At 61.5% G+C, this 18,347-nt stretch carries 21 protein-coding genes; 7 read left to right on the forward strand and 14 right to left on the reverse strand.

What is annotated here, in order from left to right; translation table 11 throughout:
* Positions 1 to 69 precede the first annotated feature (69 nt).
* Complete coding sequence (locus BH682_RS25645) at positions 70 to 1,077, forward strand: NAD(P)H-dependent glycerol-3-phosphate dehydrogenase (RefSeq protein WP_075834505.1); 1,008 nt, start codon at positions 70 to 72, stop codon at positions 1,075 to 1,077.
* A 54-nt stretch (positions 1,078 to 1,131) separates the two neighbouring features.
* On the opposite strand, the gene BH682_RS25650 is transcribed toward BH682_RS25645, so the two are convergent.
* The 4 genes from BH682_RS25650 to BH682_RS25665 form a co-directional block, all read right to left on the reverse strand.
* Complete coding sequence (locus tag BH682_RS25650) at positions 1,132 to 1,968, reverse strand: SDR family oxidoreductase (protein ID WP_075834507.1); 837 nt, start codon at positions 1,966 to 1,968, stop codon at positions 1,132 to 1,134.
* A 173-nt stretch (positions 1,969 to 2,141) separates the two neighbouring features.
* On the reverse strand, positions 2,142 to 2,861 hold the full coding sequence (locus tag BH682_RS25655) for a M50 family metallopeptidase (protein ID WP_075834509.1): 720 nt from the start codon (positions 2,859 to 2,861) through the stop codon (positions 2,142 to 2,144).
* Entirely contained in the window at positions 2,858 to 4,045 is a 1,188-nt protein-coding gene (locus tag BH682_RS25660) for an ATP-binding protein (RefSeq protein ID WP_007729973.1), read from the reverse strand. Before BH682_RS25660 ends, BH682_RS25655 begins: the two co-directional genes overlap by 4 nt.
* Positions 4,046 to 4,163: 118 nt before the next feature.
* Positions 4,164 to 5,225: an NAD(P)/FAD-dependent oxidoreductase gene (locus BH682_RS25665; RefSeq protein ID WP_075834511.1), complete on the reverse strand. Its 1,062-nt coding sequence runs from the start codon at positions 5,223 to 5,225 to the stop codon at positions 4,164 to 4,166.
* A gap of 114 nt (positions 5,226 to 5,339) precedes the next feature.
* On the opposite strand from BH682_RS25665, the gene BH682_RS25670 reads away from it, so the two are divergent.
* Positions 5,340 to 6,194: a hypothetical protein gene (locus BH682_RS25670; RefSeq protein WP_058037950.1), complete on the forward strand. Its 855-nt coding sequence runs from the start codon at positions 5,340 to 5,342 to the stop codon at positions 6,192 to 6,194.
* 76 nt (positions 6,195 to 6,270) lie between these two features.
* Here the strand turns inward: BH682_RS25670 and BH682_RS25675 are convergent, their stop codons facing one another.
* Genes BH682_RS25675 through BH682_RS25685 form a run of 3 tightly spaced genes read right to left on the reverse strand, consistent with a single transcriptional unit; the run spans position 6,271 to position 7,811 of the window.
* Positions 6,271 to 6,711, reverse strand: a complete 441-nt coding sequence (locus tag BH682_RS25675; RefSeq protein WP_058037951.1) for a MaoC/PaaZ C-terminal domain-containing protein — start codon at positions 6,709 to 6,711, stop codon at positions 6,271 to 6,273.
* Positions 6,708 to 7,157 carry an FAS1-like dehydratase domain-containing protein gene (locus tag BH682_RS25680; protein WP_019745537.1) on the reverse strand — a complete coding sequence of 150 codons (450 nt, stop codon included), beginning with the start codon at positions 7,155 to 7,157 and terminating at the stop codon, positions 6,708 to 6,710. Before BH682_RS25680 ends, BH682_RS25675 begins: the two co-directional genes overlap by 4 nt.
* Positions 7,158 to 7,166: 9 nt before the next feature.
* Positions 7,167 to 7,811 carry a TetR/AcrR family transcriptional regulator gene (locus BH682_RS25685; protein WP_075834513.1) on the reverse strand — a complete coding sequence of 215 codons (645 nt, stop codon included), beginning with the start codon at positions 7,809 to 7,811 and terminating at the stop codon, positions 7,167 to 7,169.
* 113 nt (positions 7,812 to 7,924) lie between these two features.
* Here BH682_RS25685 and BH682_RS25690 point away from each other — a divergent pair, with 113 nt between their 5' ends.
* Together BH682_RS25690 and BH682_RS35985 are read left to right on the forward strand one after the other, a co-directional pair.
* Positions 7,925 to 8,806 (forward strand): alpha/beta fold hydrolase, encoded by an 882-nt coding sequence (locus BH682_RS25690; RefSeq protein WP_003940195.1) that lies wholly within the window; start codon positions 7,925 to 7,927, stop codon positions 8,804 to 8,806.
* A gap of 218 nt (positions 8,807 to 9,024) precedes the next feature.
* On the forward strand, positions 9,025 to 9,201 hold the full coding sequence (locus tag BH682_RS35985; RefSeq protein ID WP_003940548.1) for a hypothetical protein: 177 nt from the start codon (positions 9,025 to 9,027) through the stop codon (positions 9,199 to 9,201).
* A 34-nt stretch (positions 9,202 to 9,235) separates the two neighbouring features.
* Here BH682_RS35985 and BH682_RS25695 read toward each other — a convergent pair whose 3' ends face one another.
* A complete protein-coding gene (locus BH682_RS25695; RefSeq protein WP_223304584.1) occupies positions 9,236 to 9,535 on the reverse strand; it encodes a DUF4259 domain-containing protein in 300 nt (99 codons plus the stop codon).
* 1,418 nt (positions 9,536 to 10,953) lie between these two features.
* Between BH682_RS25695 and BH682_RS35990 the strand changes: the two genes are divergently transcribed.
* Entirely contained in the window at positions 10,954 to 11,091 is a 138-nt protein-coding gene (locus tag BH682_RS35990) for a hypothetical protein (protein WP_021345701.1), read from the forward strand.
* A 303-nt stretch (positions 11,092 to 11,394) separates the two neighbouring features.
* On the forward strand, positions 11,395 to 13,350 hold the full coding sequence (locus BH682_RS25705) for an ABC1 kinase family protein (RefSeq protein ID WP_223304585.1): 1,956 nt from the start codon (positions 11,395 to 11,397) through the stop codon (positions 13,348 to 13,350).
* Between the two features lie 14 nt (positions 13,351 to 13,364).
* Here the strand turns inward: BH682_RS25705 and BH682_RS25710 are convergent, their stop codons facing one another.
* The 4 genes from BH682_RS25710 to BH682_RS25725 all read right to left on the reverse strand — a co-directional run bounded on the left by BH682_RS25710 (position 13,365) and on the right by BH682_RS25725 (position 16,450).
* The gene (locus BH682_RS25710; RefSeq protein ID WP_039973126.1) at positions 13,365 to 14,096 is read right to left on the reverse strand and encodes a hypothetical protein; all 732 of its coding nucleotides are present in this window, start codon (positions 14,094 to 14,096) and stop codon (positions 13,365 to 13,367) included.
* Between the two features lie 38 nt (positions 14,097 to 14,134).
* Positions 14,135 to 14,419, reverse strand: a complete 285-nt coding sequence (locus BH682_RS25715; protein WP_003939785.1) for a hypothetical protein — start codon at positions 14,417 to 14,419, stop codon at positions 14,135 to 14,137.
* A 127-nt stretch (positions 14,420 to 14,546) separates the two neighbouring features.
* Entirely contained in the window at positions 14,547 to 16,154 is a 1,608-nt protein-coding gene (locus BH682_RS25720) for an AMP-binding protein (RefSeq protein WP_007729954.1), read from the reverse strand.
* Positions 16,155 to 16,258: 104 nt separating this feature from the next.
* The gene (locus tag BH682_RS25725) at positions 16,259 to 16,450 is read right to left on the reverse strand and encodes a hypothetical protein (RefSeq protein ID WP_039973125.1); all 192 of its coding nucleotides are present in this window, start codon (positions 16,448 to 16,450) and stop codon (positions 16,259 to 16,261) included.
* A gap of 25 nt (positions 16,451 to 16,475) precedes the next feature.
* Between BH682_RS25725 and BH682_RS25730 the strand changes: the two genes are divergently transcribed.
* Positions 16,476 to 16,991, forward strand: a complete 516-nt coding sequence (locus BH682_RS25730; RefSeq protein WP_003940315.1) for a CGNR zinc finger domain-containing protein — start codon at positions 16,476 to 16,478, stop codon at positions 16,989 to 16,991.
* 10 nt (positions 16,992 to 17,001) lie between these two features.
* Here the strand turns inward: BH682_RS25730 and BH682_RS25735 are convergent, their stop codons facing one another.
* Both BH682_RS25735 and BH682_RS25740 read right to left on the reverse strand, forming a co-directional pair.
* On the reverse strand, positions 17,002 to 17,634 hold the full coding sequence (locus tag BH682_RS25735; protein WP_075834517.1) for a hypothetical protein: 633 nt from the start codon (positions 17,632 to 17,634) through the stop codon (positions 17,002 to 17,004).
* A gap of 87 nt (positions 17,635 to 17,721) precedes the next feature.
* A complete protein-coding gene (locus BH682_RS25740) occupies positions 17,722 to 18,258 on the reverse strand; it encodes a hypothetical protein (protein ID WP_007729952.1) in 537 nt (178 codons plus the stop codon).
* Between the last annotated feature and the right edge of the window lie 89 nt (positions 18,259 to 18,347).

Raw genomic sequence — 18,347 nt, forward strand, 5'->3', positions numbered from 1 at the left:
CCGCAACTGCTCCGCAAGTGGAACGCTTGGCGCCATGACAGCACTCGCTACCCAGAACAGCGCACTCTGATGGCCCGCCCGGTACGCGTCGTCGTCCTCGGTGCCGGATCGTGGGGAACCACGGTGGCCGGCCTCGCCGCCCGCAACACCCCGACCCTGTTGTGGGCACGCAATTCCGAAGCAGCCGACGAGATCAATTCGCAACGGACCAACTCCAAATACCTTGGTGAGCGCAAACTTCCCAAGGGGCTCAAGGCAACCTCGGATCTGGTCGAAGCCGCCCGCGAGGCGGATGTACTCGTATGCGGGGTGCCATCGCACGCCGTTCGCTCCACCCTCGCCGGGATCGCCAACGAGGTTCGGGCGTGGGTCCCGGTGTTGTCACTGTCCAAGGGTCTCGAGCCCGGCACCCGGCAGCGCCCCACCGAAGTGATCGCCGAGTGCCTGCCCGGCCATCCCGTCGGACTGCTCGCGGGCCCCAACATCGCCAAGGAGATCGTCGACGGCATGGCCGCGGCATCGGTCGTGGCCACCCAGGACGATCGCGTCGCCGCCGCGCTGCAACCCCTGTTCGCGTCGTCGGTCTTCCGCGTCTACCGCAACACCGACGTGCTCGGCTGCGAACTCGGCGGCATCCTCAAGAACATCGTTGCCATCGCCTCGGGCATGGCCGACGGCCTGGGAGTCGGTGACAACACTCGTGCGATGGTGCTCGCACGCGGCCTCGCCGAGATGACTCGACTCGGTGAAGCGATGGGCGCCAACCCGCGCACCTTTGCCGGCTTGACGGGCGTCGGCGATCTGATTGCCACCTGCATGGCTCCGACTTCTCGCAATCGTCGCGTCGGCGAAGCTCTGGCGCAGGGATTGACCGTCGAGGAGGCGGTAGCCAAGCTCGGCCAGGTTGCCGAGGGCGTCAAGACTGCCCCCACCGTCATGGATCTGGCCCGTGAATACGGTGTCGACATGCCGATTGCCGCGGAGGTCGAGGCCGTCATCGGCGGTCGCCAAAGTGCCAGCGACGCATATCGCGGACTTCAGAAGGTTGCCCCGGGCGGCGAGCACGAGGTGGCGTGAGGAAGATCTACAGGTATCTAGCGATTTGGCTAGATACCTGTAGATCGCCCGAGATCACGGAATTGGCGCGTCGACGAAGATGTCGATCGCCAACGGTGACTGACCGCCGTACTGCGAGAAATCCGAGATCCCCGCCTCGCGCAAGATCTCGACGTCGAGCATTGTACGACCGGTATCCGTGCCGGCGGGACGCCCGAGAATCTCGACAGCCGCATCGGCCATGATCTCGGGTGAACGCGAGTGCTCGATACTGTCGTCTCCCCCGAGCAGGTTTCCGACAGCGGCCGTGGCGATCATGGTCTCCGGCCACAGGCAATTACTCGAAATCGGTGCACCTGAATACTCTGCGGCGATACCCAAGGCCGCCAATGTCATTCCGTATTTGGCCAACATGTAGCCCGGATGAGCACCCAACCAGTGCGGCGAAAAGTTGAGCGGCGGCGACAGCGTCAACACGTGCGCATTGGCCGAAACCCGAAGGTACGGAAGGCACGCGCGGGTGAGCGCGAAGGTACCACGGACATTGACCTGCTGCATCAGATCGAATCGCTTCATCGCGAGATCTTCGGTTTTCGAGATGTCGAGGACGCTCGCGTTGTTGACCACGATGTCGATGCCACCGAAGTGCTCTACCGCTGCAGCCACGGCCCGCGCGATGTCGTCGTCGTTCCTCACGTCGCCGACGACCGGAACGGCATGACCCTCGAGCTCGTTCAACTCGTCCACAGCCGTGTGGATAGTTCCGGGCAGCCTGGGATCCGGCGTATCGGTCTTGGCGAGCAACACGATATTTCCGCCGCGGCGCGCTATCGCACGGGCGATGGCAAATCCGATGCCACGGCTTCCCCCGGACATGATCGCGGTTCGTCCGCGGAAGTTCTTGTCGTCCAAAACGAATCCTTGTCATCGTCGACGGTCTTCGTCGTTGCGGGTGTGGCCGCGGGAAGTCCCGGCACGACCACTCGTCGACTTCCACGATATGAGCGCCTTCATGCGATGACTACGTCCGCAGAGCATCAACAATCGTTGGTCCGTTGTCCTGACGGGACAACGGATCAATCCGGTCAGCCACCCACCGGGCGCAGAATCCACCATCCGCCGAGCACGAGCACCGCGACGTTCACGAGCAGGAACAACCCGACCCAGACGATCGCGGGTATCGGTGAGAGCCTGGCCAATTGGTCGGCGTCCGAGTCCGGTGCCCCGCCTCGTCGCATTCGCTGCCGTTGAAGTTCCACGACCGGGCGTGGTCCGGCAAAGAGGAGGAAGAGCGTCAGGAAGTACGCTGCGGCCACTTGCTGCTCCTGGGTCCCCCACCAGACGAGCCCGAACAACACGGCTCCCACGACTGCAAGTGAGAAGACTCCGTAGAGGTTTCGGATCAGGACCATCATCACCGCGATGACGAATACGCCGATCCACAGCACCGAGACCGCACGCTGCGCGCCCAACAACCCGGCCGCGCCGAGTCCGAGAATCGACGGACCGACGTAACCCGCGAACGTCATCAGAATGACGCCGAAGCCGGTCGGTTTGCCCGACGAAATCGCGACACCCGACGTATCCGAATGCAGGCGAAGACCTTTCAACCGTCGACCGACCAGGACTGCGACGATCAGATGAGCACCCTCGTGTGCGATGGTGACGACGTTGCGGGCGATCCGCCACAGGTGCGGCTCGAGAACGATGATCACGGCGATCAACGTTGCCAACTGAACCACCCACGCCGGCGGATTGGGACTGAGCGCCGCCACCCGATCCCACGCGGTTTCGAGCGCGTTCACTCCGCTTGTCCGCGCAGGTATCGGCCGAAGTGCGGGACCGTGAATCCGATGGACCCACGTTCTGCCGAATAGATCAGTCCCTTCTTGATCAGTCCATCGCGTGCCGGCGAAAGGGAAGCCGGCTTGCGCCCCAACTCGACGGCGATCTTCGCGGTTGCGACGGGTCCGTCGTCACCGGCGAGATCGGCCATGGCGCGCATGTACTCACGCTCCGCAGGTGTTGCTCGCTCGTACCGCGATCCGAAGAAACCGACAGCGAGTTCTTCCTCAGCCGTCGGCGCGCCGACGCGCACGTCTTCTGCCGTGATCGGACTCGACGCCGCCACATCCCACGTGGCTTTTCCGTAGGCCTGAACGAAGTACGGGTACCCGTCAGCCGCTTCGTACAGAGCGTCGAGCGCGGATTCGGTGAACTCGACGTCCTCACGCTCGGCAGGTGCAATCAGCGCCTGATCTGCAGCTTCACGCTCGAGGCGATCGATCCGGTGGTAGCTGAACAGGCGCTCCGAGTAGCTTTTCGACGCCGACAGCACAGCAGGCAGATGCGGAAGCCCCGCCCCGACGACGATCAGCGGTGCCGCGTCCTGACTCAACTCGTGGCAGGCCCCGCAGATCGCCGAGACATCCGCTGCTCCGAGGTCCTGCATCTCGTCGATGAAGATGGCGATCCCGACGCCGACATCTCTGGCCAGCGACGACGCGTCGAGCAGCAACTCGACCAGGTCGATCTCGATGTCGCCGCTGTCCGCGCGACCTTTGATCGCAGGTGCGTCGATGCCTGGTTGCCAGCGCTCGCGCATTCCCTTGTCTGCAGTGGCGCGTAGGGCAAACGATTTGAGGACTCCGAGGAACTGCTCGACCCGCTCCGGATCGCGATGGGAGACCGCGATCTCTCGGACTGCCATGTGGAGCGCTGACGAGAGTGGGCGTCGTAAATCCTGATCGGGGCGCGCCTCGATCTTGCCTGTCCCCCAGCTCCGTGAGATCGCGGCCGAACGCAACTGATTGAGCAGGACGGTCTTGCCGACGCCACGCAATCCGGTGAGGACAACACTTCGTTCCGGGCGGCCACGCGCAATTCGCTCGAGAACGACGTCGAAGGCGTCGATCTGCTTGTCGCGCCCGGCGAGTTCCGGCGGGCGTTGACCGGCACCGGGGGCATACGGATTGCGCACGGGGTCCATGCCCATCGACGGTACAAGCCGAGTAGACGAATATCCCGCTCTCTAGCGCGTGTCCTAGAGAGAACTAGGAACCGCAATATCGGCTCGACCTTGTCGAACCGGGCTCCGGCGTCGTCGTCTAACCGTCCAGGGTTGACGCTCGGGCGAAGTCCCCGGCCGCATGGGCTCCAATTGCTCCGGCCAGAATGATCGCCGGATGCGTCGCGGCCAGATAGAGCCCCGACACGCCTTCGGCGAAGCCCAGCAGCGGGCGGCCACCACGCGGGATGGGACGGTCAGCGACTACCGCCTCGATCAGTTCCACTTGGTCACCGTCCTCGAGCTGACTGCGGATCGCGTGCAGCGTCGGCCCCGCAAGCTCACGAGCATCTCCGGAGAACCCGACCGGAACATCTTCAGCCGCAATCAGTGTCGTGTCGTCCAATTGCCGGATCTCGAAATCCGGAGAGGAGAGTATTCCGTTCACCAATGGGTGGGGCGTCGAGAATCTGATGAGGCAACACGGGGAGGCGTCGACCTCGACGTCGACTCCCGCCGACGCCGCGAGTCCAGGAATCGCGGTACCCGCAGCGAGCACGGTGGCCGACCCGTAGACGGGACCGTCGGCAGTCATTACTCCGCACACTCTCATGCCCTCCGCGAGCACCCCGAGCGCACTGACATCGGAATACACTGTGGCACCGTACTCTTCGGCACCTCGCAGGAGCGATCGAGCGAACGCAACCGGGTCAACGCCACCGCCATCAGGCGCGTACGCTGCGACCGAGGGGGCCGTCCGCAATCCCGGCTCACGAGCAAGGATTTCCTCTTTACCGATGAGGTCGACGGGATGGCCGAGTGCTCGATGAGCATCTACGAACGCTCGAGTCTCCGCTTCCGTCTCTTCCCAGGTGATCGCGCCTCTGCGGCGCAAACCGATTGGCTCGACGAGTTCGCGCTCCAGGCGGTCGATTTCGACTGCAGCGCCTTGCCGGAACGGATCTGAGTAAGTTTCTGCGGCACTCTTCGAGAGGCCGACCCAGGCAAAGGAGTTGCCGGTCACCCCTCCCGCCACCGAGCCGTGCTCCAGCACGGTGACTCGGAGACCAACGCGCGCCAGGTGATACGCGATCGACGCGCCGACGACGCCGGCACCAATCACCAGGATCGGACTGTCGTTTCGACCATTCGGATGCGCCACCAGTGGACCATATCTGCGAGCCGCAACCTGGATCCACTCAATTTGGATGCGAGGACTTCGGCGGTAAACGGAGGACTAAGCCTCGGCGCACATCGGGACCGATACGGTGTGCTCATGCTCTGGCGTTGGTTCGCAGTCGTGATCGTCATCCTCGCTGTTGCCGGCATTTGGCACGTGACCATCCCCGACCGTCCTGTTGCCGCAATAGTCGACGCCGAGACGCTGGGGTGCGCGACCCCGTATCCGATCGGCCCGCTCCAGACGACACCAACTGCGACAGTTCCAGACGATTTCGTACCCGTCGCCGCCGTCACGTGCGACCCGTTTGTCAGCGACAACGTGGCAGCCGACCGAACCGTCAGCTTCTCTGCTCACCGTTGGGAGGGCGATTTCAGTCGGGCGGTGGAAATGCTGAACCGCTCGTCCGCGCACAAGACTTGGTTCCCCGAAGGCTGCGGTGACAACTACAGCCTGGCTGTCCTGGAGCAATTCTGGTTGGTCGACGATCGAGGCCGAGCAACTCGGCCGGGGTATCCCTCCGATTCGTGTGGACTACCGAAACCCGGTGGCCTGGCCGCCATCAAGGAACTGACACCGGTCGGCAGTACCGAACACCGAATAGCGTTGTCCGACGATCAGATCTACGAACTGTCGCATTGCAGGCCGACCTACCGACCAGCCACGACAGGTACAACGGCGCTGACATCGCTGTCGGCGGGCAGCGTTTTCTGCCGATTCTCCTCCACCGAATTCGTAGGCACATCGTCTACGACGGAAACCTTCGACGGACTTCCACCCGCTCCCGACTGTGACGCGGTGGCCACCGAGGTGGCGTCGACGATCTACGTGGACCGTCCCACGAACGAGGAACGATTACTCACCGTCGAGATCGACGGCTGTCGGCGCGTCATCGCCGACGGATACGCACCGATGCAAGCGTCGGACGAGCTGTTGGTGTCTTTCCGGTAGTGCTGCGCCACAATGCAGTTGATCTCCCGCCCGGATGCGTAGGTCCCGATGTGACCAGTGACAGCCCGCAATCCTGTCAGGCGCCCGGGAACTGAAGGTGCGCTTGGGTCTTTCCCAGAACCGTCTGGCCCTTGTGCGTGACTGTGACATCGATCCGCGTTGTCCGCATCGTGGCGTCGATTCGCGCGATCTTCGCAGTGATGGAGAGATCAGCACCATCGACGGCATCGACTACGACGGGCCGAGTAAAGCGAGTTTCATACGAGATCACACCGCTCGGGTCACCAACCCAGTCGACGATAGCCTGCAAAGCAATTCCGGCAGTGAGCATTCCGTGCGCCAGAACTCCCGGTAGCCCAGCCGCAGTAGCGATTGCGTCGTTGAAATGGATCGGGTTCATGTCGCCGGAGGCACCGGCGTAGCGAACTAGGTCATCACGAGTGAGGACCAGATCAACCTTCGCGACGATGTCACCGAGGACGAGGTTTTCGAAAACCGGCACGACGGGTACGGTCATGCGCCTTCTCCTCGCGCCAGCAGCGTCGAGGTGACCGTTGCTACCAAAGCGTCGGTCACGTCGTGGATCTCGGAAACTGTCGACAGGATCGCACTGCCTGCACGCACTGTCACCCCTGTAATCGTCAGTGTCGTAGACAGGTCATCGCCGGCGACTATCGGACGCTGATGCTCGATCTTCTCGGAAGTATGGACCACACGAGTCGGATCGAGCCCGGTATCCGGCGTGCGCAGCAGTGCCATGATCGCTCGTTGCTGGACAACGGTTGTGAATGTTGTCGGTGCGATGACATCGACGAACCCGGCCTCCCTGGCGACACCGACATCATGGTGCAAGGGATTGCTCGAACGCACCGCCAGAGCGAACTCGCGAATCTTCTCGCGCCCGACAAGGTACGAAGACGAGGGAAACACCCGGCCGGCGAGCGCTGGGTTCACAGGAGACATCCCGGAATACTAACGGCGGCCGACTTCGGGTTGATTCGTGGCCTGAGGTCTCGTCGGCCCGAGAATGCGATCGAGGAGACGCTCAACCAACTGGACCGCCAATTCTGCTGTGGCGTAGCCGGGAAGCATCCCCTGGGCGAGCCCGGCGACAGCCGCCAGAATGAGCTCGGCGTCGAGGTCGGGATCCATTGACGGCGCAACCGCGTCCCGATTGGTCACTCGTTGAAGCTGGCCGGAAATGAGCGCTGTCAACTCTCTTGGGGCAGTGAGGGTTTCCTCGGCGGCGATTCCTTGTCCGGTCAGTGCGGCAGCGTGGAAGGCGCCGAGAACAATCGCTTCCTCCCGACGTTGTCGATCGAGTGGGAGCATGCCAACAAGGAACGCTGAAATAACCTCGCGGGGTGTCGCTTCCGCGCCAAGAACAGACAACTCCTGCATCAAGCGAGCACCCGCATCCTGACGCACAGCTTGATGCGTCGCGAGAAGGAATTCCCGCTTCGTGCCGAAGTAGTACTGCACGAGTCGCACCGAAATCCCGGCCTCGGCAGCAACGGACTGAAATGTCACCGCCGCGAGCCCACCCTCGACAATTACTCGCCGCACCGCGTCGGTGATCTCCCGTTGCCTCACTTCATGGTCGACCAGTCGCGGCATGAGGCTGTCCTTCCCCTTTCGATATAGATGACTTTGACCCGTTAATGATACGCACGTACCGCATTAGTGATACGGTCATACCATCAAAATTGATTGCAGCGAGAGGGAGGCTCATGCCGAAGATCGGACGATTCAAGAACGAAGCATCAAAGCAGGCGTACGAGAGCATCTACCGAGAACTGGAGAGCACCTGGCCGGTTCCGTCGACACAACTCGACGTGCCGACATCGTTCGGAACCACCCATGTCCGTAGGTCGGGGACCGGCACGGAGACGCCGATCGTCCTGGTGCACTCTCTCGGGGCCAATTGTCTGCAATGGCACATCGTCATCGAGGACCTGTGCCGAGACCGAGTCGTGTACGCACTGGACACGATCGGCACACCAGGCCTCAGTGTCCAGACTTCTCCACTGACCGGGGAGTCCGACTTCGCCACCTGGATCAGCGAGGTATTGAACGAACTCGAGGTCGATCGCGTCCACCTGGTCGGCTACTCGCAGGGCGCGTGGCATGCCGTTCTCGTAGCACTTCATTCTCCTGAACGACTGGCGAGTGTGACGCTCATCGAACCGGGTGGAGTCTTCGACAAGCCCTCGTGGCGTGTGCTGCTGAAGATGGTCCGCGCCGGTATGCGCCGCACCGACAAGAATATTCGCAAGCTCAACGATTGGCTGTCCCCCGGGTACGTTCTCGGCGACCTCGAGTTCGCCCTCGCCAAGGAAGCGCTGAACTACCGGCCCGGTATCGGGTGGGCACGAATGCTCAAGGATGCAGAAGTGCAGTCGATTTCGGTTCCCATGCTCGTAATCTCCGGTGCTGAGACGGTGGTCTCCAACCCCGAGCAGGTGGCCGCGAGGTTAGCTGATCTTGTACCTGAAGCCGAAGTGGAGATCTATGCCGGAACCGGCCACGGAATCCTGGGACACATACCCGATCGGGTGATTCCCCGACTCATGAAGTTCGTCCGCAATCATGACGACGCGAAGCGGACGTGATCTCGCGGACCAGCCGCCGACAAGGTGGTGATGAAGCCGGTCAATCAGCTGGCCAAGGCGGTACAACTGACAGAGGAGAACATTCCTCTCCGACCACCGCGGTCAGGTAATGGTGGCCGTTGCCGCCGCCGTTTTGGTCGTGGCGGGAGGTCTGTGGTGGACGAAGACCATCTCCTCGCGCAGATACTCGGTGGCAGTGCTTCCGACCACGAGTCCGATTGACGATCACAGATGCGGACGTACCTGGGCTCGCGGTGACGGCCCGAGGTCGAACCCCCAGCGCCGCCCGAGTATTGGCGACCGACGCCGCCGAAGCTCTCTGTTCGATGTTCGAAGAAGCCAACGCAATGACTTCCGGAGGGTTCACGTTCACCGTCGTTCCACCGGGGAACTGACGGATCTATGGTCAGTAGCGCGGCCGCACCAGGTTTATGCCTGTTCGCGCTCGGCTGCGAGGGCGACCGCCTGTTCGAAAGTATGGACGAGCACTGCACGTCGAGCGACCTTGTGATCCTCGTCCGGTTCGAGTTCGTCAATGTAGCCATCCCACACGCGCAGATATCGATCGCGCCAGTCGATCAGCACTTGCGTGGATGGAAACGTCACACCGACTCGTTTCGTCTGGGCAATATCGGTGAGGATCTCGAGCCACGCCGGCACCATCTCCCCGCCCCATTCATCCGGCTCCAGACTCGAATCGTCTTCGAACTCGGCAGTGATGTCGTCCACGATTCGACCGGTCAGGGCCCCCAACCCATCCGCGACGGTGTCACTGTCAAAGTTTCCCGGACCCCAGACTCCCACAAGCCCTCCCATATCGATTGCGGATAAATTCAGGTCGACAGTCGCGTTCCTGTCGCAGCAGGCCGTGAGCGTGCTCGCAGTCGCAGGTCGGCAATTGCAAATTGGAGAATCTGCCGCCCGCTCAGTCAGAGCTTGCGGTCATTGGCGCCCGCCCAAATCGGACTGTCGACTATCTTCCGAAACTTCGGCGACCCGCCGATTGCTGAAATTTTGAGCATCAACCAGTTCCAGATTCTCACAGCCACCTCCTCGTCGTGTTTCACCGTCACACTAACCGACCGGCGGGACTCTTTTGGCTACCGGTACACCACTATGCGTCGACCAGTTAGACCAGGCGTGAACTCGAACTGGCGCAACAGATCGCCGGGAACTGAAGGAGCGCTTGGGTCTTTCCCAGAACCGTCTGGCTCTTTGTGCGTGACGGCGATTGGTTCTGGGTGCATCGATCCGGTCGGAAGCACTGCGATGTTGTCAGCACATGGAATTGCGCTCGGTGGAGATCGAGGATCCGTATCCGCGGGTGTCGCAGGCAATTCCTGAAGATTCGTAGGGGAATTAGCTGCGCATCGCCACCCCCAACAGCGATTCCGTCGATTGTGTAACAACCATACGAAGAACAGCCATCGATGTCCGAAAGGAAGTCTGATCCGGCAAAACCGCAAGGTAGTGTCACATCTGCCCAGCAAAACTCGCCACGATCTCGAGAAGACGGTCGGCTTTGCCAACTGCCACCTCTGACGTTACGACGTTGCTGGGCAGGTGGTTACGGAAAAGGGTTTCGCACGCGGGGTGCCGATCGCTGATGGGACTGATCACCCCTTCTCCGAAAGATATTGGTAACGAATCGAACCCGGAGAACAGAGGTGCAACGATTGGGCGAGTTGATTCAACGCCCCCGGTGTGCGATCTATCTATTTGCGCCAATCATCCTCGGCAACGGTTTAATTCGCCGAACGGGGCCGGGTACTGCAACAGCTGGTCGAGTATTCGATTACGCGTCTTACGCTAAGGAAGGACCGAGAACATGACTGAAGTAATTTTGTGGATTGTCCAGAATCCGATTGGTGCCGTCGTCGCGTTTGTTGCCGACATCATAATATTGACGATGTCGTCTGTCGCGGGATACTCATAACCGAATCCGCCCGTCCTTCACGGTATTCCTAAGTCGGGAAACTACATTCGAAGCGCAGAGGGCCGCAACCGCAGCGTACTGTCGGCGCTCGTCACCGACCGTTCGTGGCCTCATATGCCCAACTGCGCTGGATCCGTACTACGTCCCTCGTGTCGAGTGTCAAACCACCAGTTTCAATCAATCACGCCATCACTACTCAGGAGGAATCACAGTGGGTTCGATCAACGCATTCAACGAATGGGTCAACCAAGCTACGTATGCGGGCGACCCGTTTGCCACCGCCATAGCGATCGTCCAGTTCTTCGCGGTGAGTCTCGTCAACCTGTTCACCGGCGGCCCCATTCTTTAAAGGAGTCCACTCGGTCTCACTTCTGCTCGGCGTCCATCGCAGCCTGTTCTTCGGCTGTAATGCTCCTCGCGAAAGGTGGCCGGGACATCGCTGACGAGCATGATGCGCAGTTCGGCCTCGTGGATGGCCAGTGAACGCAGTTTTGGACGGTCGATCAGGACGAGTCGACATCGGAGCGAATGAACACCGAAGTGCCCAAGCATGTTCGACGCTTGGGCACTATCGGGCTTGTTACCCGGCAGTCGGGGTGGGCTCGGGGTTTTCCTGGATGTATCGCAGATTGCGAACCCGTACGCTATCGCAATGGACTTGATGGTCTGGATCGTCACGACGCCATTTCTTGCAGCAGCACTGGCGGGCGTGATGCGACGAACGCTGGGGACGAGAGTCGGATGGCCGCGAACCCTTGCGGTCGCGGTGATAGCACTCTCGGTGGGGGTTCCACTGTCGGGATACGTCGCAACACTTGCAGGAATTGCCAGCCAGGACGATCAACTTCTGGTGAGCGTAGGAACAGCGCTCATATTCTTCGGAGTTGTCGCGCTCTGGGTGTTCGCAGCATGCCTGGCCGCATTGGTTTTCCTCGAAGTTGTCCTTCCAACAGGGTCCATCCCCGGACCGCCAGAAGCATTGCAGCGCAGCCGCAAATCGTGGCGACGAACCAAGCGATACGTCCAGATCATGGGCATCGTCGTGCGAGCGGGAGGCGGGCCCGCTCTCCGTGCTGGGCCATCAGCGCCTCAGTTCGGGGATGCACTGGTGGAAGTAATCAACCGGTGCGGTGTCACTTTCGTCAAGTTGGGACAGATCCTCGGCACGCGAGACGACCTCATACCACCCGAGTTGGCTCGCACCCTCTCTTCTCTGCAAAGTTCGGCACGCCCGGCTGATCCAGTCCGCATTGCGGAGCTACTGGCATCGGAACTCGGCGACGCACCAGAGTCGGTGTTCGCGTGGTTCGATGTGGAGCCGTTCGCCGCCGCCTCTGTCGCACAAGTACATTCCGCGCGCACCGTTGAAGGCGTCGACGTTGTGGTGAAGGTTCAACGCCCCGAGGCGAGCGCACAAGTGAGCGTGGATTGCGATATCTTCCTTCGCGTGTCATCCCGCGCGGAGACCCGTTTTCCCTGGGCACGCGATATCGGCGTTCACCGACTCGCCGGGGGCCTCGTCACGTCACTGCTCGAGGAACTCGACTACCGCACCGAAGCAGCGAATACCGGCGCGATTGCTTCCACCATGTCGAACCGCCCGGATATCGTCGTTCCGCATATCTACCCCAACCTCAGTAGCGGACGGGTGCTCGTGATGGAACGTCTTCACGGCACACCGCTCTCCGACGGTGAGTCGGCGCTCACCGGCCTCGACCGCGACACCCGCAGCAGCATCGCCAACGAACTTCTTGCGTCGTTGCTCGACGGGATCTTTGTCCACGGCGTGTTTCACGCGGACCTGCACCCCGGCAACATCATGATCCTCGATGACGGCCGGGTCGGGCTCCTCGACTTCGGCGCAGTAGGGGTTCTGGACGGCGAGACACGGATCTTGTTCGCCGTGCTCCTCAACGCTGCCCTCGCGGGTGATCCGGTGGCGACCGTCGACGCGATGCTGATGGCATTCGACGTGCCGCCCGAAGTTGATCGCGGAGCACTACGTCACCAGGTGGGCCGAGAGATCACCCTGCTCAGTGTCCAACCCAATGTTTCCATGGCATCGTTCGCGCGAATGTTCACCGTGCTTCGAGAACACCGAATCGGAGTGCCGGGAGACGTCGCCGCCGCTTTCCGTTCGCTCGCGTCCTTGGAGCGCGCCCTGCGGCTCCTGGATCCGCAGATCGACCTCGTCGCTGCTGTACGGGCCGAAGTACCCCGACTGTTGACCCATGTCGCCAGCCCGACTGCAGCCGCGCAGGCAATCCTGTCGACGACGGCGGTCACAACCGCGGTGGTCAGGCGCCTGCCTGGTCAGCTCGATCAGATCGCGACCTCGATCGCGTCGGGAAGCTTCACACTTCGCACTCGCTCGGTCGCACACCCCGACGACAGGCGATGGCTACGACGGTCGGCGAACAACGCCCTGGGTATGGCGGCGGGGGTGACCGCGCTGATTGTCGCGGCGATCCTTCTGTTCGTACCTGGCGGACCACAACTCACACCTCAGCTGTCGGGCTATGCACTCGCGAGTGCGGTACTGGGCTTCGTCGGCGTCGTTCTGTGCATGCGGACCGTGTTCCGTTTGTTCACACTCGACAACCGGTAACCAGTAACTGATGTTCATCGCTTGATCTCGATGTCGTCGAAGTCGAGCGCCAGGAGGGTCGGCCGCGAGAGAACGCGACTGCCTGGGCCCCGCGGGAGAACGCGCCGTCGAGTGGGAAAGGTGAGACCGTCGAACTGACGGTGATGGTCACAGTAGAGAGCAGCTTTCGCCCAGCTGCCTACCGGTTCGGCGACGAAGTCGTGACGGCGGATGAGGCCACCGTTGTCGACATAGAAGGTCTGCTGCCGGCAATGGGTGTCGATTTCTGGCGCAAATGTTGCTTGTAGTCGTCGCCATTGCTGCCCGGATTCCTGCCAAGGTTCGGCTTCGGTGACAGTGATGTCGTCGCGGGCGAGCAGCAGCGGTGCGTTCAGATAGTTCCAAAAGGCGTAGCCGGCAAAGTAAGCGGTGTCGAGCGCGTCCCAGTGGAGGTTGCGCCGGACTCCACTCAACCCGAAAAACTCTGGACGTGGGTCGGTTCGACTCCCGAGTTCTTCGCCGTCACGAGTTTCGATCCGCACGACGCCCTTGTCGAACACAGCGCACTCGCCGACACGCGGAAAGTCTTGGAGGACAGTGCGTTGCTCGGCGACTTCAACCTCGACCGTGAACTTCGCCAGCTTGTTGCCGGGGAAGCGCTGAGGCAGCAGACCGCCCAAACGTCCCCGTGCCGTGATCGCTGAAACAGACTGCCAACGTTCGACTCCGCCATGTGCGGTGAGGACTTCATCGAGTAGTTCGGTCATATGTCGACGCTCTCCGTCCCCTGACGGAACTGTGGAAATCAGCGATCAGACGGACGCGTAGTTGTAGTTGCGTTCCTCCCGCGGTACCACTGCCACCCCGCGGTGATGATGACAGCGCCGGCAAGGGACCCGAGGATGCCGCTCGGGCGCAATGATAATCCGTCGCCTGCAATCAAACTCACGAGCAATCCGCCGACCAGCGAACCACCGATTCCCGCGATGAACGCGAAGGTCCAGTCCACTCGTGCGGTCGTTTTCCCCAGAATCAGCTGGGCTCCCGCTCCGATGACGATCCCGAACAGGAGTATTCCGATGATGAGCATGAGCTGAGACCCTTTCGTGGAGTGACGACGCAAGGCGCGAACGACTTACTCTGCGCCATCTTTCCGGTATGTCTCTTATGTCGTGGTGAAATCCGTGTGAAAGGTTGTCGCCACCCACTCCACACTGCTAGGACGACGCCAGTGTCGTCGCCCAGCGGTAGTCCGCCTTACCGGCCGGGGTCCTCTTGACTTCATCGACCAGCACGATCGTGCGCGGCACCTTGTAACCGGCCAACGTCTTACGGCAATGTTCCTGAACCGCTTCGAGAGTCAGCTCGTCGGACTCGGGATAGGTCGCGATCACCGCGGCAACCTGCTGCCCCATGCGCGCGTCGGGTGCGGGGACGACAAGCGCGTCGGAGATCGCCGGATGCGCGTGAAGGGCAGCCTCGACCTCTTCGGCGAAAACCTTCTCGCCGCCGGTGTTAATGCACTGTGAGCCGCGGCCCAGGAAGACAATCGTGCCGTCCGCTTCAACCTTGCCCATGTCGCCGAGCACCGAAAGACGGGTGCCGTCAGCGCGGGTCGGGAACGTGCGGGCGGTCTTCTCTTCGTCCTTGTAGTACCCGAGCGGGACGTTTCCGATACGCGCGATGTAGCCCACGTCGTCGGAGCCGGCGGGGATCTCTTCGAGCCGCTCGTCGACCAGGATCATGTTCGGCGAGGGCGGCATTCGCAGATTTCCCGCCTCATCGATGGAGAAGGCGCCGTCATTACCGGACTCCGAGGCTCCGAAGTTGTCCCGCAACAGCAGGTCCGGCTTCACCGCCAGCATGCGGTCTCGAACGCTGGTGGACCAGATCGCACCACCTGACGTGATCGAGAAGAGACTGCTGAAATCGACCTCGTCTTTGCGTCGTTCCATCTCGTCGACCAACGGCAGTCCCATGCCGTCACCGACGATCAGGATCACCTGTACCGAATCCTTCTCGATCGCTTCGACGACCTTCTCCGCAACGAATTCTCGTCGTAGAACCACGCGCGCGCCGAGGGTGAGGAACGTGAACAGCGAATACAACGCTGCGCCGTGCATGAGGGGGGCGGCAATGAGGAACGAGAGTTCCGGAAATTCCTTTGCAGCGCTGGCTATCTCGGCGAGGTCCTGTCGAGCTTCCTCGCCGTACGGATTTCCGCCGGAGAGCGGCTTACGAAAGAAGTCGTCGTGACGCCACATGACGCCCTTCGGGTATCCGGTGGTCCCGCCGGTGTAGAGCAGGTACACGTCGTCGCCCGAACGAGAATCGAACTCCCCTACCGGTGACATCTCGCGAGCGTCGTCGAAGGAAACCACGGAAACTTCATGCGCTTTCGCGGCAGCGACCAGTTCGGCCTCGACCTCGCCGATCACGATCACCGTCTTCACCTTCGGGCATGCACCGAAAAGGGAAGCAAGGACACGCTGATGCTCGGGGAGTTCCACGACCACTGCGACCGAGTCGGAGTTGGTGAAGATGTACTCGAGCTCGGCGGGCGTGTACCGGTAGTTCACGTTGATCGGGACCGCACGGATCTTGATCAACCCGAGGATCGACGTGACATGTTCGACGCTGTTCTTCAGGAACAGGGCTACATGATCGCCGCGCGAGATGCCGGCTTGCGCGAGCAGGTTGGCCGTTCGGTTGGCTTCCGCGTCCAGCTCAGCGTAGGAGAAGTTCTCTCCCTCGTAAGTCAAGGCGACGCGATCAGGCACCGAGCTGGCGACGGTTTCGAATACATCAGCGAGGTTGAACTGCATCGTCTTTCCCTTTCAGAGTCTGCGCCGCGATACCGAGGCATACAACCCTGAATCTAGAACACGTTCCATGTCACCCGAGGCAAAACGGAGCGATTAGCTGACCATTACCTGGACCTGACCTTGATCGGCGCAGCGACGGCCGAGCCCGCACCGCCCGACACCCATTCGGCGAGCAAGGTCTGCCACGACCCGCAATGGCAGCGCAGGTAGGTGACCGTCCCCTCGCTGGTCCGATGCCGAGATTCGATCTCCCAGCGGTGGATGCAACTTATCGGCGCGAAATCTGTTTTCTTCATACGACGAGCATGATGTAATGGCATTGTGCATCTCAACCCTTACGGCGAATATGCGGTGACGCTGGCCGCCGACCTGGCCAATCGAAATCCCGAGACCTTGGCCGAACTCGTCGAACGCTGCGTCGATGCAGGCATCATTCTCGATTTCCCCATCGCCGAGAAGGACCTCGACGAGACCCTCGACCTTCTGATCGAGTGGTCGAAAATCGTCGACGTCACGGAGGAGGCAGCCCGCGCCGAGTTGGTGAACGTCATGCTCGAGCAAGCGTCGGCGTATCCGCGCATGACCAACCATGCAAACGACGGGTGGCATCTGCACTACCGCGATCCGCAACAGTCGCTCGCCGAGGTCCTCAAGGCCCTCTTCTCGGTAGGCACGGCGCTGCACCTCGTCGGCCGCGGAATGCACAGATTAGGTCGGTGCACCCTGGACGAGTGCACCAACATCTATGCGGACACCTCACGCAACGGCAATCAGCGGTACTGCTCCCCCACGTGTGCGAATCGCGACGCGGTGCGACGCCACCGCGCGCGCAAGTGAGCCGGACCGACTACGACGTGGGACCCACTACCTCGAAATCCGAGCCACCTTGGTAGTCGAACTGGAAGCTGCCGCCGCTGCTTCCCGAGCTGATTCGATTCCACGCGTCGATCAAGTCCTGGACCGTGATATATCCCAGGTCCTCCAAAGAACCTGAGAGACTTCCGGTTCCGGCGCCCTCGAACCAGCCGCCGACCACAACGGCCTGCGGAATCGCGATAGTGGGGTTGGTCGGATCGAGCAGTCGAACGCACGCTCCCGCAACGGCGTACACCCCGGCCGGCAGATTGCCGACGGTCCGCGTGATCGTCTGCCCAGGCGAAACAGCAAACAGATCGAGGATGTTGCTGACGGTCGGATACACCAACACGCCGGGCTGGAGCAGCTTTGCCGGATCACGAATCACGTCGGGGACATCTCTGGCGTTGAGGATCGCCACTGTGCAGTTGATGAAGCTGAACCGCGGGTTCGGGTTGGTGATGGTGAAGGTGATCGCATTGTCCGCTGCGCTCACCGACATCGGAGGCGGGAGAATCGCCGGTGCTGCGGACGCCGTCGCCGGAGTCATGACAACAAGTCCCACGACGGCGGCCGACGCCGCGACAATGCTTCCGAGAACGCGTTTGAATCCACGACTTCGCATTTCCGAACCTCCAGGCAAGTCGGTCAGATCACCAGATGCCTGAAGAATAGACCGCTCAGTCGGAAAATTGGGGAGACAGACGGTGAGCTACCCGAAAAGTCCTTCGAGGCTGCCGCTGCCGAACAGGTCGCTCAGGCTTCCGGTATTGATGCCGCTGAACGGTCCACCGATGACAACGAGGCTCGGCACGCCAGGAACAGGCTTACCCAACGTCTCCAGATCGAGAAGATCGGAGCAGGCACCGAGCACGGCGTAGGTTCCGTCCGGAACATCGGTCACGGTGTTGGTGACCGTCTGCCCCTTACCGACGGCGAACAGTGAGGACGGGTCGGTGATCTTGGGGTACACCACAAGGTTCGGATCGAGCAGCTTGAGCGGATCATCAAGCACAGCAGCAGAATCCGCGGCGTTGACGACAAACGCCTGGCACAACGGGGCAATGCCCGTGTTGTTGTTCGTGATCGTCAGTGCCAGATCGTTTCCGGTCACCTTGTACGAGACGACCGGCGGGACCACCTCGGCCGACGCAGTTGCAGGATTGACCATCGCGACGCCTGCCGCGGTTGCAGCGGCGACTGCCACGGTTCCCACGACGCGACGTACTCCACTCGTGCCCAGCTTCATCGAGGATCCTTTCGTACTGCGCCTTGAGTTCGGCAACAGTGCGCAGCCTAGAACGGATCTACTGACCGAATTGCGTGAATAGTCCCGGA

The organism is Rhodococcus sp. YL-1 (genome assembly GCF_001942025.1).
In the GTDB taxonomy this organism is placed as follows: domain Bacteria; phylum Actinomycetota; class Actinomycetes; order Mycobacteriales; family Mycobacteriaceae; genus Rhodococcus_F; species Rhodococcus_F qingshengii.